The organism is Streptomyces sp. NPDC004126, assembly GCF_050275515.1.
GTDB lineage: Bacteria > Actinomycetota > Actinomycetes > Streptomycetales > Streptomycetaceae > Streptomyces.
Genome location: NZ_JBNNPF010000022.1, coordinates 46,201 through 62,137 on the forward strand (window position 1 = coordinate 46,201; position 15,937 = coordinate 62,137).

At 72.5% G+C, this 15,937-nt stretch carries 12 protein-coding genes, 3 tRNA genes and 1 pseudogene; 9 read left to right on the forward strand and 7 right to left on the reverse strand.

The window, feature by feature from the left end; translation table 11 throughout:
• Positions 1-19: 19 nt before the first annotated feature.
• Positions 20-115 (reverse strand): annotated as a pseudogene (locus ACQKM2_RS21635) (Uma2 family endonuclease); the annotation flags it as partial.
• A gap of 200 nt (positions 116-315) precedes the next feature.
• On the opposite strand from ACQKM2_RS21635, the gene ACQKM2_RS21640 reads away from it, so the two are divergent.
• The 3 genes from ACQKM2_RS21640 (at position 316) to ACQKM2_RS21650 (ending at position 4,058) form a co-directional block, all read left to right on the forward strand.
• Positions 316-681 carry a hypothetical protein gene (locus ACQKM2_RS21640; protein WP_427711954.1) on the forward strand — a complete coding sequence of 122 codons (366 nt, stop codon included), beginning with the start codon at positions 316-318 and terminating at the stop codon, positions 679-681.
• 46 nt (positions 682-727) lie between these two features.
• Entirely contained in the window at positions 728-2,806 is a 2,079-nt protein-coding gene (locus tag ACQKM2_RS21645) for a molybdopterin oxidoreductase family protein (RefSeq protein WP_427711956.1), read from the forward strand.
• A gap of 106 nt (positions 2,807-2,912) precedes the next feature.
• The gene (locus tag ACQKM2_RS21650; RefSeq protein WP_427711958.1) at positions 2,913-4,058 is read left to right on the forward strand and encodes an RNA polymerase sigma factor; all 1,146 of its coding nucleotides are present in this window, start codon (positions 2,913-2,915) and stop codon (positions 4,056-4,058) included.
• A gap of 68 nt (positions 4,059-4,126) precedes the next feature.
• Here ACQKM2_RS21650 and ACQKM2_RS21655 read toward each other — a convergent pair whose 3' ends face one another.
• From ACQKM2_RS21655 to ACQKM2_RS21670, 4 genes are all read right to left on the reverse strand, one after another.
• Positions 4,127-6,049 (reverse strand): ABC transporter ATP-binding protein, encoded by a 1,923-nt coding sequence (locus tag ACQKM2_RS21655; protein WP_427711960.1) that lies wholly within the window; start codon positions 6,047-6,049, stop codon positions 4,127-4,129.
• Complete coding sequence (locus ACQKM2_RS21660; protein WP_427712095.1) at positions 6,046-7,779, reverse strand: ABC transporter ATP-binding protein; 1,734 nt, start codon at positions 7,777-7,779, stop codon at positions 6,046-6,048. Before ACQKM2_RS21660 ends, ACQKM2_RS21655 begins: the two co-directional genes overlap by 4 nt.
• Before the next feature lie 120 nt (positions 7,780-7,899).
• Complete coding sequence (locus ACQKM2_RS21665; RefSeq protein ID WP_427711962.1) at positions 7,900-9,345, reverse strand: FGGY family carbohydrate kinase; 1,446 nt, start codon at positions 9,343-9,345, stop codon at positions 7,900-7,902.
• Positions 9,346-9,385: 40 nt separating this feature from the next.
• Positions 9,386-9,685, reverse strand: a complete 300-nt coding sequence (locus ACQKM2_RS21670; protein ID WP_427711964.1) for a YtxH domain-containing protein — start codon at positions 9,683-9,685, stop codon at positions 9,386-9,388.
• Positions 9,686-9,830: 145 nt separating this feature from the next.
• On the opposite strand from ACQKM2_RS21670, the gene ACQKM2_RS21675 reads away from it, so the two are divergent.
• The 3 genes from ACQKM2_RS21675 to ACQKM2_RS21685 all read left to right on the forward strand — a co-directional run bounded on the left by ACQKM2_RS21675 (position 9,831) and on the right by ACQKM2_RS21685 (position 10,240).
• A tRNA-Asn gene (locus tag ACQKM2_RS21675) sits at positions 9,831-9,903 on the forward strand.
• Between the two features lie 5 nt (positions 9,904-9,908).
• Positions 9,909-9,981, forward strand: a tRNA-Asn gene (locus tag ACQKM2_RS21680).
• Positions 9,982-10,166: 185 nt separating this feature from the next.
• Positions 10,167-10,240: transfer RNA gene (locus ACQKM2_RS21685), tRNA-Ile, on the forward strand.
• A gap of 166 nt (positions 10,241-10,406) precedes the next feature.
• Here the strand turns inward: ACQKM2_RS21685 and ACQKM2_RS21690 are convergent.
• The gene (locus ACQKM2_RS21690; RefSeq protein WP_427711966.1) at positions 10,407-10,631 is read right to left on the reverse strand and encodes a hypothetical protein; all 225 of its coding nucleotides are present in this window, start codon (positions 10,629-10,631) and stop codon (positions 10,407-10,409) included.
• 302 nt (positions 10,632-10,933) lie between these two features.
• Between ACQKM2_RS21690 and ACQKM2_RS21695 the strand changes: the two genes are divergently transcribed.
• Positions 10,934-11,920 (forward strand): helix-turn-helix transcriptional regulator, encoded by a 987-nt coding sequence (locus tag ACQKM2_RS21695; RefSeq protein ID WP_427711968.1) that lies wholly within the window; start codon positions 10,934-10,936, stop codon positions 11,918-11,920.
• A 73-nt stretch (positions 11,921-11,993) separates the two neighbouring features.
• Here ACQKM2_RS21695 and ACQKM2_RS21700 read toward each other — a convergent pair whose 3' ends face one another.
• The gene (locus ACQKM2_RS21700; protein ID WP_427711969.1) at positions 11,994-13,103 is read right to left on the reverse strand and encodes a carboxylate-amine ligase; all 1,110 of its coding nucleotides are present in this window, start codon (positions 13,101-13,103) and stop codon (positions 11,994-11,996) included.
• A 249-nt stretch (positions 13,104-13,352) separates the two neighbouring features.
• Between ACQKM2_RS21700 and ACQKM2_RS21705 the strand changes: the two genes are divergently transcribed.
• Positions 13,353-14,609, forward strand: a complete 1,257-nt coding sequence (locus ACQKM2_RS21705) for an MFS transporter (protein ID WP_427711971.1) — start codon at positions 13,353-13,355, stop codon at positions 14,607-14,609.
• Between the two features lie 212 nt (positions 14,610-14,821).
• Positions 14,822-15,934, forward strand: a complete 1,113-nt coding sequence (locus ACQKM2_RS21710) for an esterase-like activity of phytase family protein (protein ID WP_427711973.1) — start codon at positions 14,822-14,824, stop codon at positions 15,932-15,934.
• The last annotated feature ends 3 nt before the right edge of the window (positions 15,935-15,937 follow it).

Here is a 15,937-nt window from a genome sequence, read left to right on the forward strand (position 1 = left end):
CCAGCCGGACGGTCATCCGCGCCGCGACCGTGCTCTCCTCCGGGGCCCGATCCTCCAACGCGTCGGCCAGGCGGCGGACGACCCGGGAGTGCCAGGCCCGCTGGGGCGACAGCATGAGGATCAGCGCTCCGTCGTTCAGCTCGGTGTTGCGGGGCGGGTTCGGGATGCGGTCGAGGCCGTCGGCCAGTCCTGACCCGGCCAGCCTAGCCACGCCCGCCGCTGCCGGGGCTGGATCAGGGCCGGATCACCGTGCGGAGCCGAGCCCGGCGGATATCTGCGTGCCCCCGGCCCGCCCGCCGGGCTACGGTCCGGGCCATGCAGCCGACCGCACCACCCCTGGTCCGCGAAGCCCTGCCCGCCCTGACGGCCGAGCTGGTCCGCCTCCTGGAAGAGGAAGGTGAGCCGGACCTCGCCACATGCGCGTACGACCTGCGCCTGTACGCGGAGTGCGGCTGCGGGGACGACTTCTGCCAGAGCATCCGCACCGGCACCCACCAGCAGGGCACCCCCTACGGTCCGGGGGCGCGCTACGTCCACCTCCTCCCCGACCGAGGCATGATCAACCTCGACGTGCTCCACGGCCGGATCGAGTACGTCGAGGTCATCGACCGCCCCGACCTGCGGCTCCCGCCCTCACCGTCACCGCAGGGCCGGGATGAGGGCGAACACCCCCGCCCGTAACGCGGGAGCGCGGCCGGCGTAACACCCCGACCGCACCCTGGGCCGCATGCACAGCTCCCCGGAAGCCACCGCCACCCACTGCCCCTACTGCGCCCTGCAGTGCGGCATGAACCTGCGCCCCGACCCCGCGGGCGACGCGGTGACCGTCGAGGAGCGCACCGGCTTCCCCGTCAACCGGGGCGCGCTGTGCGGCAAGGGCCGCACCGCCCCCGCCGTGCTCTCCTCCCGGGTGCGCCTGACCGAGCCGCTCATCCGCACCCACGCCGGCGGCCCGCTCGTCCCGGCCACCTGGGAGGAGGCCCTCGACGCCGTCGCCGCCGGCCTCGCCCGCACGCGCCGCGCCCACGGCCCCGACGCCGTCGCCGTCTTCGGCGGCGGCGGCCTCACCAACGAGAAGGCCTACTCCCTCGGCAAGTTCGCCCGCGTCGCCCTCGGCACCTCCCAGATCGACTACAACGGCCGCTTCTGCATGTCCTCGGCCGCCGCCGCGCACCAGAAGGCCTTCGGCCTCGACCGCGGACTGCCCTTCCCGCTGGAGGACATCCCCCGCACCGGCTGCGTCGTCCTCGTCGGCTCCAACCCCGCCGAGACCATGCCCCCCTTCGTGCGCTACCTCACCGAACTCAAGGCGAACGGCGGCACCCTGATCGTCGTCGACCCCCGCCGCACCCGCACCGCCGAACTGGCCGACCTGCACCTCGCGCCGCGCCCCGGCACCGACCTCGCCCTCGCCCTCGGCCTGCTGCACCTCGTGGTCGCCGAGGGCCGCACCGACGAGGAGTTCATCGCCGAACGCACCACCGGCTGGGAGGACGCCCGCGCCGCCGCCATGGCCCACTGGCCCGAACTCGTCGAGCGGATCACCGGGATCGCCCTCCCGGAACTCCGGCGCGCCGTCGAACTGTTCTGCACCCCCGCCGCCGCCATGGTCCTCACCGCCCGCGGACCCGAGCAGCAGTCCAAGGGCACCGACACCGTCGGCGCGTGGATCAACCTCTGCCTCGCCACCGGCCGCGCCGGCCGCCCGCACTCCGGCTACGGCTGCCTCACCGGCCAGGGCAACGGCCAGGGCGGCCGCGAACACGGCCAGAAGGCCGACCAGCTTCCCGGCTACCGCAAGCTCGCCGACCCCGCCGCCCGCGCACACGTCGCCCGCGTCTGGGGCGTCGACCCGCAGAGCCTGCCCGGCCCCGGCCGCAGCGCCTACGAACTCCTCGACGCCCTCGGCGGCGACCTCAAGGCCCTCCTCCTCATGGGCTCCAACCCGGTGGTCTCCGCCCCCCGCGCCGCCCACGTCGAAGACCGCATCCGCTCCCTGGACTTCCTGGCCGTCGCCGACGTCGTCCTCTCCGAGACGGCCGCCCTCGCCGACGTCGTCCTGCCCGTCACCCAGTGGGCGGAGGAGACCGGCACCACCACCAACCTGGAGGGCCGCGTCCTGCTGCGCCGCCGCGCCCTCACCCCGCCCCCCGGCGTCCGCGGCGACCTCGACGTCCTGCACGGGCTCGCCGCCCGCCTCGGCGTGGAGAAGGGCTTCCCCACCGACCCCGAAGAGGTCTTCGACGAGCTGCGGCGCGCCTCCGAAGGCGGCCCCGCCGACTACTCCGGCATCTCCTACGCCCGCATCGAAGCCGAACAGGGCGTCTTCTGGCCCTGCCCCGAAGGCTCCCCGGGACAGCCCCGCCTCTTCCTCGACCGCTTCGCCACCGACGACGGCCGCGCCCGCTTCACGCCCGTCTCCCACCGCGACGCCGCCGAGACCCCCGACGCCGACTACCCCCTGCTGCTCACCACCGGCCGGGTCGTCGCCCAGTACCAGTCCGGCGCCCAGACCCGCCGCGTGCCCGAACTCAACGCCGCCGCCCCCGGCCCCTTCGTGGAACTCCACCCGCGCCTCGCCGCCCGCCTCGGCGTCACCGACGGCACCCCCCTCGCCGTCACCTCCCGCCGCGGGCGGGCCGTCGCCCCGGCCCGCGTCACCGACGCCGTCCGCGCCGACACCGTGTTCATGCCGTTCCACTGGTACGGCGAGGGCCGCGCCAACACCCTCACCAACCCGGCCCTGGACCCCGTCTCGCGCATGCCCGAGTTCAAGGTCTGCGCGGTCCGCGTGGAACCCGCGTAACTCCGGTCGGACATGAGTCCGATCCGCATCGGGATTCCCGCCAGGGGGTAACCATCCGTCACGCAGCGGGCTCAGAAAGTGCCCGCACGCCCCTCGTGGCAGCGATGTGTCGTACCCCACACTGAGGTGCGGTGCCACCGTCCTCGGAGCCCTGGAGGTCGCCCCCGTGCAGACCCAGACCCTGACCGTGAACGCGAGCCGCCCCGCCGCAGACGCCTCCGATCCGGATCCCGAGGCCGAGGCCGACACGGTGGAGGACGCCGGCGACGAGGAACCCGAGGTCCTCGAACTCATCGAACCGGCCCCCCCGCAGCGCGGCCGCGACAACGGCGCCGGGACCGGGCCCTCCGCCGACCTCTTCCGCCAGTACCTGCGCGAGATAGGCAGGATCCCGCTGCTCACCGCCGCCGACGAGGTCGAACTCGCCCGGCGCGTGGAAGCGGGACTCTTCGCCGAGGAGAAACTCGCCGGCGCCACCGACCTCGACTCCCAGCTCGCCGTCGACCTCGACAAACTCGTCGTCATGGGCCGGATGGCCAAACGCCGCCTCATCGAGTCGAACCTGCGGCTCGTCGTCTCCGTCGCCAAACGCTACGTCGGCCGCGGACTGACCATGCTCGACCTGGTCCAGGAGGGCAACCTCGGCCTGATCAGGGCCGTCGAGAAGTTCGACTACGCCCGCGGCTACAAGTTCTCCACCTACGCCACCTGGTGGATCCGGCAGGCGATGTCACGGGCCCTCGCCGACCAGGCCCGCACCATCCGCGTCCCCGTCCACGTCGTCGAACTCATCAACCGCGTCGTCCGCGTCCAGCGCCGCATGCTCCAGGAACGCGGCTACGAACCCACCGCCGAAGAAGTCGCCGTCCACCTGGAACTGACGCCCGAGCGGGTCCTGGAAGTGCTCCGCCTCGCCCAGGAGCCCGTCTCCCTGCACGCCCCGGTCGGCGAGGAGGACGACGTCGCCCTCGGCGACCTGATCGAGGACGGCGACGCCGCCTCCCCCATGGAGTCCGCCGCCTTCTTCCTGCTGCGCGAACACCTCGAAGCCGTCCTCTCCACCCTCGGCGAACGCGAACGCAAGGTCGTCCAGCTCCGCTACGGCCTCGCCGACGGCCGCCCCCGCACCCTGGAGGAGATCGGCCGCATCTTCGGCGTCACCCGCGAACGGATCCGCCAGATCGAGTCCAAGACCCTCAACAAGCTGCGCGACCACGCCTTCGCCGACCAGCTGCGCGGCTACCTCGACTGACCCGCGCGAGCCGGGGAACGGGGAAGGGGGCGCCCCCAGGACGCCCCCACCCGCTCACCGCCGGCCGGTCAGTCGACCTCGGCCACCGCCTGCGCGAACTGCGCCGCGTACAGCCGCGCGTACGCGCCCTCCGCCGCCAGCAGCTCCCCGTGCGTGCCCTGCTCCACGATCGAACCGCTCTCCATCACCAGGATCACGTCGGCGTCGCGGATCGTCGACAGCCGGTGCGCGATCACGAAGGACGTACGGCCGTGCGCCAGCCGCGCCATCGCCTTCTGGATCAGCACCTCGGTACGGGTGTCCACCGAACTCGTCGCCTCGTCGAGCACCAGGATCACCGGGTCCGACAGGAACGCCCGCGCGATGGTGATCAGCTGCTTCTCGCCCGCGCTGACACCCGCGCCCTCGTCGTCCAGCACCGTGTCGTAGCCGTCCGGCAGGGTGCGGATGAAACGGTCCGCGTGCGCCGCCCGCGCGGCCTCCTCGATCTCGGCCCGCGTCACCTCGCGGGACGCGCCGTACGCGATGTTCTCCGCGATCGTGCCGCCGAACAGCCAGGTGTCCTGCAGCACCATGCCGATCCCGCCGCGCAGCTCCTCGCGGGTCATCTTCGCGATGTCCACCCCGTCCAGGGCGATCTCCCCGCCCGTGACCTCGTAGAACCGCATCAGCAGGTTGACCAGCGTGGTCTTGCCGGCGCCCGTCGGGCCGACGATGGCGACCGTCTGGCCCGGCTCCACCGTCAGCGAGAGGTTCTCGATGAGCGGCTTGTCCGGCTCGTAGCGGAAGGCCACCTTGTCCAGGGTCACCTGACCGCGCAGCTCCTCGGGACGCTCCGGGACCTCCGCGTCCGGCTCCTGCTCCGGCGCGTCCAGCAGCTCGTACACCCGCTCCGCCGAGGCGACGCCCGACTGCACCAGGTTCGCCATCGACGCCACCTGCGACAGCGGCATCGAGAACTGGCGCGAGTACTGGATGAACGCCTGCACGTCACCGATCGACAGGGTGCCCGAGGCCACCCGCAGACCGCCGACGACCGCGACCAGCACGTAGTTGATGTTCGAGATGAAGAACATCACCGGCTGCATGATGCCGCTGACCAGCTGCGCCTTGAACGAGGCCCGGTACAGCTCCTCGTTCTGCTCGGCGAAGACCGCCGCCGACTCCTTCTGCCGCCCGAAGACCTTCACCAGCGAGTGCCCGGAGTACATCTCCTCGACGTGGGCGTTCAGCGTGCCCGTGGTCTTCCACTGCGCCACGAACTGCGGCTGCGACCTCTTGCCGATCTTCGCCGCGACCACCACCGACACCGGTACGGTCAGCAGCGCGACCAGCGCCAGCAGCGGCGAGATCCAGAACATCATCACCAGCACGCCGACGATCGTCAGCAGCGAGTTCAGCAGCTGTCCCATCGTCTGCTGGAGGGTCTGGCCGATGTTGTCGATGTCGTTCGTCGCCCGGCTCAGCACCTCACCGCGCTTCTGCTGGTCGAAGTACGACAGCGGCAGCCGCGACAGCTTCGCCTGCAGCTCCTCGCGCATCCGGTAGACGGTGCCGTTCATCACGTGGTTCGACAGCCGCGTGGCGACCAGCATCAGCAGGCCCGCCAGGGTGAACACCAGCAGTGCCCACAGCGCCGTCACCCCGACGGCGCCGAAGTCGATGCCCCGCCCGGGAGTGAAGTCGGTGCCGGACAGCATGTCCGCCATGCCGTCCTGGCCCCTGGCGCGCAGCCCGTCCAGCGCCTGCTGCTTGGTCAGGCCGTCCGGCATCTGCCGGCCGACGATCCCCGCGAACACCAGGTCGGTGGCCTCGCCGAGGATCTTCGGCCCGACCACCGCACAGCCGACGCTGCCGACCACGGCCGCGACCATGCCCCACAGCTTGGCCCGGTCCTGCGCCAGCTGGCGCAGCAGCCGCTTTCCGGACCCCTTGAAGTCCAGGGACCGCTGGCCCGGCCCCATCATCATCCGTCCTCCGGGCCCGCTCATGCGGCCTCCGCCTCCGTCAGCTGGGAGAGCACGATCTCCCGGTAGGTCTCGTTGCCGGCCATCAGCTCGTGGTGGCGGCCCTCGCCCACCACCTGGCCCTCGTCGAGGACGATGATCCGGTCGGCGTCGCGGATCGTGGAGACCCGCTGGGCCACGATGACGACCGTCGCGTCCTCGGTCTCCCGGGAGAGCGCCGCGCGCAGCGCCGCGTCCGTCGCGTAGTCCAGGGCCGAGAAGGAGTCGTCGAACAGGTAGATCTCCGGGCGCTGCACGAGCGTGCGGGCGATCGCCAGACGCTGGCGCTGGCCGCCGGAGACGTTCGTCCCGCCCTGGGTGACCGGCGCTTCGAGGCCGCCCTCCAGCTCGGACACGAAGTCCTTGGCCTGGGCCACCTCCAGGGCCCGCCACAGCTCCTCGTCGGTCGCGTCCGGGCGCCCGTAGCGCAGGTTGGAGGCGACCGTCCCGGAGAACAGGTACGGCTTCTGCGGGACCATGCCGACCGTCCGGGCCAGCAGCTCCGGGTCGATCCGGCGCACGTCCTCCCCGTCGACCAGCACGTCACCGCCGGTCGCGTCGAAGAGCCGGGGCACCAGGCCCAGCAGCGTCGACTTGCCGCTGCCGGTGGAGCCGATCACCGCGGTGGTCTCGCCGGGGCGGGCCACCAGGTCCACCCCGCGCAGCACCGGGGCCTCGGCACCCGGGTAGCGGAAGTCGGCGCCGCGCAGCTCCAGCTGCCCCCGCCGGGTGAGCGTACGCACCGGGTCGGCGGGCGGGACCACGCTGGACTCGGTGTCCAGGACCTCCTGGATGCGCTCGGCGCAGACCTCGGCGCGCGGCACCATCATGAACATGAAGGTGGCCATCATCACGGCCATGACGATCTGCATCAGGTAGGCGAGGAAGGCGGTCAGCTGGCCGATCTCCATGCCGCCCCCGTCCACCCGCATCGCACCGAACCAGATGACGGCGACGCTGGAGATGTTCACGACCAGGATGACGACCGGGAACATCAGCGCGAGCAGCTTGCCGGAGGCCAGCGAGACCGCGGTCAGCTCGGAGTTCGCCCGGCGGAAGCGCTCCTCCTCGTAGCCGTCGCGGACGAAGGCGCGGATCACGCGGTTGCCGGTGATCTGCTCGCGCAGCACCCGGTTGACGACGTCGAGGCGTTCCTGCATCAGGCGGAACAGCGGCCGCGTCTTCCAGACGATCGCGCCGACCGAGACGCCCAGCACGGGCACCACCGCGAGCAGGACGCCCGACAGCTTCACGTCGAGCGAGAGGGCCATGGCGATGCCGCCGACGCACATGATCGGCGCCGAGACCATCAGGGTGAAGGTCATCAGCACCAGCATCTGGACCTGCTGGACGTCGTTCGTCGTACGGGTGATCAGCGAGGGGGCGCCGAACTGGCCCAGCTCCCGCGCCGAGAAGCTCTGCACCCGGTCGAAGACGGAGGCGCGGACGTCGCGGCCGAGCGCGGCCGCGGTGCGGGCACCGTAGTAGACGGCCCCGACATTGCAGACGAGCTGGACGAGGGAGACCCCGAGCATCAGCGCGCCGAAGCGCAGGATGTAGCCGGTGTCCCCGTTGATGACACCGTTGTCAATGATGTCCGCGTTGAGGGTGGGCAGGTAGAGGCTCGCACTGGTCTGCAGGAGTTGCAGCAGCACCAGTGCGGCGATGGCTTTCTTGTACGGACCCAGGTGGGTCCGCAGCAGTCGTATGAGCACGCGCAGGCTCCGGTAGGCAAGATCGAGGGGGTTCACTCCATCTTCTGCCAACGGAGTGCCCGAACCCCACCGGATTTCGCAAAGCCCGGTCAAAAGGACCAGGAGCCTGCGGCCCCCGCCCTAGAACCCGAACGCCCCCGGGTGCATCTGCTCCCGCGTGGTGACGTACTGCTGGCGGACGGCCTGCCAGGCCGGGTAGTCCTCGCCCGGCTCGAACACCTGGGCCGGCGGGGCCGGCCACAGCGGCGGGACGTGCGGGGCCAGCGTGCCCTGCCGCACCCCGAGCGCCCAGGCCGCCTGACGGGCCGCGCCCAGCGCCGCGTAGTCCGCCGGAGCAGGCACGACGACCTGCGTCCCGAACAGCCCGGGCGCGGCGGCCTGTACGGCCGGCAGCTCGGCGGCGGCCCCGAGCAGGAACACCCGGCGGATCCCCACGCCCCGGTGCCGCAGCACGTCGAGGGCGTCGACCAGCCCGCACAGCATGCCCTCGAAGGCGGCCCGCGCGAGGTGCTCGGGCTTCATCGAGTCCCGGCGCAGCCCCGAAAGGGTGCCGGCGGTGTGCGGCAGGTTCGGGGTCCGCTCTCCCTCCAGGTACGGCAGGAGCACGAGCCCGTGTGCACCGGGGGTCGACTTCAGCGCGAGCGCGCTCAGCCCCTCCAGGTCGGTGCCCAGCATGTCGGCGGTGCCGCGCAGGGCCCGTACGGCGTTGGAGGTGTTCACCACGGGCAGGTGCATGCCGCTCGCGTCGGCGAGGGAGGTGATCAGGCCGCCCGGGTCCGACAGGGCCTCGTGGTGCACGGCCATCACCGAACCGGAGGCGCCCAGCGAGACCACCGCGTCGCCCGGGCCGATGCCGAGCCCCAGCGCGGCGGCCGTGGTCTCCCCGGTCCCCGCGGAGATCAGCAGGCCCTCGGGGGTCATCCCGGCGGCGTCGGCGGGGCCGAGCACCTCGGGCAGCAGCGCCTGGTGCCCGAGCGCCAGCTCGACCAGGTCGGGACGGTAGGAGCCGGTGGCCGCCGACCAGTACCCGGTGCCCGAGGCGGCGGCCCGGTCGGTGGTGCGGCGCGCGGGCCGGCCGAGCAGCTGCCAGACGAGCCAGTCGTGCGGGGACAGCACCACGGCCACCCTGCGCGCCACCTCGGGTTCGTTGCGGGCCAGCCAGGCGAGCTTCGTGACCGGCTGCGCGGCGTGCGGGACGGCGCCGACGGCGGCCACCCAGGCGGCCTTGCCGCCGAGCGCCCCGATGAGGTCGGCGGCGGCGACCTGGCCGCGCTTGTCGTTGCCGATCATGGCCGGGCGGACCAGCGCGCCCTGCGCGTCCAGCGGCAGCAGGCCGTGCTGCTGCGCGGAGACGCCGATGGCCTGGACGCCTTCCAGCAGCCCGCCCCCGGCGGCTTCGCCGAGGGAGAGCAGCCAGGCCTGCGGATCGGTCTCGTGGGGGACGGTCTCACCGGCGGGCTGCGGATGGGGCGCGTAGCCCTGGCGCAGCACGGCCCCCGTGTCCGTGTCGCAGACGACGATGCGAGTGAAGGTGGAAGAGCTGTCCAGCCCGGCGACTATCCCCATGCGGAGAATTCTGCCGCACGCCGGGCCGGAACCATCCGTCTCAGGTGTTGCTCGTGCCCCACTCGTCATCGGCGCCCTGCCCCCGCTCGCGCAGCGACCGCACGTGCTTCGCCACGGAGTCGGGAACGGCGCCGCCGACCGTGTGGCCCACCGCCGCGAACGCCTTGCCCGCGAACTGCCGTCCGGTGTGCCCGGCGGTCTCGGCGGCGTTGCGCACCGCCGGGTTCTGCGCGATGCGCCGGGCGGACTTCTTCATCTCCTCGTACCGCTCGCGTCCCGCCGCCGCGCCCACCACGTATCCGAGGGCTACTCCGGCGAGGAACGTGACCTTGTAGCGCATGCCTGCCACCCTTCGTTGTCTCGGTGCCCGGCCTGCTGCGATACCGATTGGCGGAGCACCCCCCTGCTTGCGCTAATCTATGACTCGCAACGGGCGCTCGCCCCCCGGCAAGGCCGGAGGTGGGCTGTTCGGTGCACCGCAGCAATCCCCTGTAGCTCAATTGGCAGAGCAGCCGGCTGTTAACCGGCAGGTTACTGGTTCGAGTCCAGTCGGGGGAGCGCGGTCCCCTGTAGCTCAATTGGCAGAGCAGCCGGCTGTTAACCGGCAGGTTACTGGTTCGAGTCCAGTCGGGGGAGCAGTGAAGAGGAGAGGACCCGGGAGGGTCCTCTTTCTTTTTGCCCTGATCCGGGAACCGGGCAGCCCTCGGCGCGGTCTCTCTGAACAAGCGCAGCCGATCATGCGGGGCATCCGAGGCAGGAGATCGTATGAGCGGCTATGCTGCGGCAGACGGCGCGCACACATGTACGCGCCACGCCGTAAAGGGGCGGTAGCTCAGCCGGTTAGAGCAGCGGACTCATAATCCGTCGGCCGTGGGTTCGAGTCCCACCCGCCCCACCGCAAGCCGCAGGTGCAGAAACGATTGCACCTGCGGCTTCGGCGTTCCAGGGGTGGAGTGCGCGGGCGAGTGTGTGGCGTACGTCACGGCAGGGTCGGAGTGGTCGGCCCCGCTGCCGGTCTTCGCCCGTCCGGCGCCGCCCTCCGTCCGGCGCCGGACGGAGGATCAGTCCCAGCCGATTCGACGCTTGTCGGCGGCGGCGGAGTCCCAGCCGATCCCCTGCGGGTCGGCGGCCCGCACCGAGTCCCAGCCGATCTCGCCGGGGGCGGTGGCGGCCTGGACCGAGTCCCAGCCGATGCGGCCGGGACCGGTGGTGACCGCGACGGCGGCGGTGCAGGACAGCAGGGCGGTCAGGCCGGCGGCGGCGATCAGGCGAGCGGTGCGAGACATGTGATCCCCCTGGAACACGAGCGAGCGGCTTCGGCGTGGTGTGGCTGGGACGCGCTGCACCGGTCCGGCCTCTCGGCCCTGGCCTGGGGCGGGGCTCCGTGCCCCGCCGTCCCGGTGAACACCATCCTGCTGGCCCGCGTATAGACGCAGAAGAGGAATCGGATGGCACCAAGGTGACAGGCACCAAGGTGCCGCCGAAGGAAGATCGAAAGAGACTGCCTATGGCCCGACCTGCGCACCTTTAGGATCAAGACAATCGGCGGGAAGTCATCCGTCGTACCGACAGGCCGGGGGGCACAAGCATGCTGGAAGCATTGGGACTTGACACTCTCGTAGAGGCTGTCTACCGGGAGATGCTCGCCGATCCGACCGGCGGCGTGGCCGAATTGGGCGCACGGCTGGGCATGACCGAGGCGGAGGTGCGCGAGGGGCTCGACCGGCTCGTCGACCTCGACCTGCTCACCCCCTCGCGCGACCACGCGGGCGGGCTGCGGGCGGTCAGTCCCGAGGCCGGGCTGGAGCAGATACTGCGCCGCCAGGAAGAGGACCTGATACGCCGGCAGCAAGAGCTGGCAGCCAGCAAGGCGGCGGCGGCCCGCGCCGTCGCGGAGTTCGCGGGCCTGCGGCCCAACACCGAGTCCGACGGCGCGGAACGGCTGGTGGGCCTCGACGCCATCCAGTCCCGGCTGGAGGTCCTCGCCCGGGACCTCAGCGTCGAATGCCTCTCGATCATGCCGGGCGGCGCCCAGTCCCAGGCCAGCCTGGACGCCTCACGGCCGCTGGACGAGGACGCCCTGGGCCGCGGGATCCAGCTGCGCTCGGTCTACCAGGACAGCGTCCGCAACGACCCCGTCACCCTGGCCTACGTGCAGTGGTCGACCGATCTCGGGGGGCAGGTCCGCACCAGCCCGGTGCTGCCGCCCCGCCTGGTGATCTTCGACCGGAAGACCGCCGTGGTCCCCATCGACCCCGCGAACTCCCGGCTCGGCGCCCTCTGCACCACTTCCCCCGGCATCGTCGCCTCCCTGGTCAGCCTCTTCGAGCAGACCTGGGAGCAGGCCGTCCCGCTCGGCGCCGCCCGCGAACAGGCCGCCGAGGACGGGATCACCGCCGGCGAACGCGAACTCCTCAAGCTGCTGGCCTCCGGCCTGACCGACGAGGCCGCCGGCAAGCGGCTCGGGGTCTCCCTGCGCACCGTCCGCCGCCAGATGTCCGCACTGATGGAACGCCTCGACGCCACCAGCCGCTTCGAGGCCGGACTGCGCGCCGCCCAGCGCGGCTGGCTCTGAGACGCGCCGCGGCCGCGGACGCCCGGAGCGGGGCACCCGCGGCCGCGGCCGCCGGACGGTCCGGCTGGACCGGCTAGAAGTTCTCCGTCTCCTCCACCAGATGGCGCAGCACGTCCGTGAGGTCCCCGCGGCGGCCGAAGGCCGTACGCTGCCGCGCGGCCCCCGATCCGTCGCGCAGCAGCCTGCCCAGGGTCTTCGCCGCGTGGTCCAGGTCGCCCACCGCGGCCAGGTCGGGGGCGACCAGGTCGAGCAGCGCCTCCGCCAGGTCGGCCGCCGGCACCTCGGCACCCGTGTACGGGTCCAGGCCGAAGCCCTCCAGGCCGTCGTGCGCCGCCCGCCACCGGGCGAGACGCAGTACGTCGTCCCGCGCGGGCGGATCCGGCCGCCCTTCCGCGATGGCGCGCAGCGCCGACGCCACCAGGGCGCGTCCCAGCTCCGCCTGGAGCACGGCCGTGTCGATGTCCGGGGACATGTCGGGCGCCCGGATCTCGAGCGTGGGCCAGTTCCCGGAGGGACGGAGGTCCCAATAGACCATCTTGGTGTCCAGGGCCGCACCGGAGCCGAGCAGGGTCTCCACCGAGTGCCGGAAATGGGCCGTGGACGTGAAGTGCGGGGGCGGCCCCGCCGAGGGCCAGCCCGACCAGGCCATCGCCCGCCAGCTGGAGTGCCCGGTGTCCCGGCCGCCCCAGAAGGGGGAATTGGCGGCCAGCGCGATCAGCGTGGGCAGCCATGGTCTGACCCGGTTGGACACGGCCACCGCGGTGTCCACGTCGAGGGTGCCGATGTGGATGTGGCGGCCGCAGCTCACCAGGGTGTCCGTCAGCGCGCCGAACCGCCGGTGCTGCTCCCGCTGGCGCGGCTCGTCGTCGGTCAGGTGCAGGGGCCCCTCCACCGCCACGACGGGCGAGGGAGCGGCCAGCAGCCGGCAGCCGTGCGCACGGGCCGCCGCGGACAGCGCACGCCGCAGGACGGCCAGCTCCTCGCGGAGGGTCACCGCCGAATCCGCGACCGGGGTGGAGATCTCCACCTGGTACCGGGTCCCCTCGGCGTGCAGCTGCTGCGGGAGTCCGGCGGCGGTGGCCAGGACGAGCGGTGCGGCCGGGACCACCCGCAAGGTGGTGGCGTCGACGAGCAGGAACTCCTCCTCGACGCCGACCGTGAGGGGGGTGGGAATGCTGCTCACGGTGGTGCTCGTTGTGCTGTTGCCAGGTTCGATCACTACGCCTCCCTGGACATACGAGTCTTTTCATCATGAGCGGACAGGGGGCGTGGAGGGTACGCCGATTTGGTCAAATGTCTGGTGACAGTGGCGGGTTAGCGGCAAGGCCGGCCACCCTCTGGGGCCCCGGATCCGCGTGGTGAGGGCGTTGCGGGTGTGTGAACGCTCCCCGGTCTCCAGAGCCGCCCCAGCAGGGCCTGGTTAGCATCCCGTGTGACCGGAACCGCCTCCCCGCCCCGACAGAAGCGTCGCGTATTCGCCGACCTGACCCCGCTGCGCACCTCCGCCGACTACCGGCGGCTGTGGGTGGGCGGCACCATCTCCTGGATGGGCCAGGCGATGACCGCCCTCGCGATATCGCTCCAGGTCTACGAGATCACCGGCTCCAGCTTCTCCGTCGGCCTCGTCGGGCTGTTCTCGCTCGTCCCGCTCGTCGCCTTCGGCCTGTACGGCGGCGCCATCGCCGACACCGTCGACCGGCGCAAGCTCGGCCTGCACAGCCAGACCGGGCTCACCGTCCTCTCCGTCGGCCTGGCCGCCGCCGCCCTGCTCGGCTACCACCGGGTCTGGCTGCTCTACACCGTCGTCGCCCTCCAGGCCGTCTGCGGGGCGCTGAACGGACCCGCCCGCTCGGCCATGATCCCGAAACTGCTGCCGCCCGAGCAGCTGCCCGCCGCCAACGCGCTGAACTCCGTCACCATGACCTCCGGCACGATGCTGGGCCCGGTGCTCGGCGGCGTGATCGTCGGCTGGTGGGGCTACCAGGCGGCGTACCTGATCGACGCGGTGACCTTCGTCGCGGCCCTGTACGCCATGTGGCGGCTGCCCTCGATGCTGCCCGAGGGCCGCACGGGCGGGCGGGCCTCGGTGATGGACGGACTGCGCTTCCTGGCGACCACGCCCAACATCCGGATGACCTTCTTCTCCGACATGGCCGCGATGGTCTTCGCGAAGCCGACGGCGCTGTTCCCGGCCGTCGCCGTCCTCTGGTACGGCGGCGACGCCAGGACCGTCGGCCTGCTGGTCGCCGCCCCCGCCGTCGGCGCGCTGCTGGGCGGGCTGTTCTCCGGCTGGCAGGGGCGGATCCGGCGGCACGGGCTGGCGATCCTGCTGTCCGTCGCGGCGTGGGGGCTGGCCATCGCCGTGTTCGGCCTGACCCGCAACCTCTGGCTCGGGCTGTTCTTCCTGGCCCTCGCCGGGTGCGCCGACACCATCTCGATGGTGTTCCGCTCCACGATGATGCAGACCGCCACCCCGGACGGGATGCGGGGCCGGCTCCAGGGCGTGTTCATCGTGGTCGTCGCGGGCGGACCGCGGCTCGGGGACTTCCTGGCCGGCACCGTCGCCGACCTCACCTCCCCGACCGTGGCCATCACGGGCGGCGGGATCACGTGCGTCCTCGTCCTGGCCCTGCTCGCCGCCCGCTGGCGCTCCTTCGCCCGCTACGACGCCCGCACGCCCGAGGCGTAGGGCCGCCCGCCGGGCCGCGGGGAGGGGGAGGGGCAGGCCCGGCGCAGCGGTTCCCCCCCCGGCACCCCCGTGTGAACGGGAGTTGGCGAGTTCGTTGCCGCCGCGCCCCCTGCCCTTCCTTTTTGTTTCGGTCAGGCATATGACAGTTCGGCAGGGTCCCCGTCCGGTCCCGGTCCAGCTCCGAACCCCGAACCGTCCAGGAGGAAGGCCGCATGCGCCTTCGTACGCTCGTCACCACCGCGGTGGCCACCGCAACGCTCACCGGGGCGCTCGCCCCGACGGCCACCGCCGCCGGACAGGCCCCTGCCAAGGTCCCCGCCCAGGGCGCGGCCAAGCCCGCCGCCTGCTCCCCGTACATGTCCGTCGCCGGCTTCTCCGACTCGCTCGACAAGGCCCTGCTCGACGGGAAGCTCGTCGGCGGCATCTCCGGCCTCGCCCTCGACCGGGACGGGAGCGTCGCCGCCGTCTCCGACAAGTCGGCGCTCTACCGCCTGGACGTGGCCCGCGGCAACACCCCCACCGCCAAGGCCACCGCCCGGCTCCCGCTCACCGACGGCGCCGGGAAGACCACCGACTCCGAGGGCGTGGTCGTCGACCGGGACGGCACCTACCTCGTCACCGACGAGACCGCCCCGGTCATCCGCCGCTACAGCCGGACCGGCCAGGTGCTCGCCACCCTGCCCGTCCCGCCCGCCTTCGCCCTCGCGCCCCAGGGCCGGGCCACGGCGAACCAGACCTTCGAGTCGCTCACCCTCCTCCCCGGCGGCCGGACCCTCGTCGCCGGCGTGGAGGGGCCGCTCGCGGGCGACGGCAAGGACGCCGAGGGCCGCACCCTCCAGCGGATCCAGACCTGGGAGCGGCGCGCGAACGGGGAGTTCGTCCTCGGCAGGCAGTACGCCTACCCCGTCGACCCGGGCCACGGCCTCGCCGAGCTCGCGGCGACCCGCGACGGACGGCTGATCGTGCTGGAGCGCGGCTTCACCCGGGAGTTCAAGATCACGGCCAGGCTGTACCTCGCCGACCCGCTCGGGGCGAGCGACACCTCGAAGACGGAGGTGCTGGCCGGGGGCCCGGGACTGCGGACCGCCCGCAAGACGCCGCTCGGCGACTTCGACGGCTGCCTGACGCTGGGCGCCCCCTCGAAGCTGCCGCAGAACCACCCGCTGGTGGACAACATCGAGGGCATGGTCGTCACCGACCAGGAGGGCCACGACGGCCACGGCCGCGTACGGCTGCTGCTGGCCAGCGACGACAACGAGTTCCCGCAGCAGATCACCCGGCTGTACACGGTCGACCTGCGGCTGCCGGCCCGCCGCTTCGGCTGACCC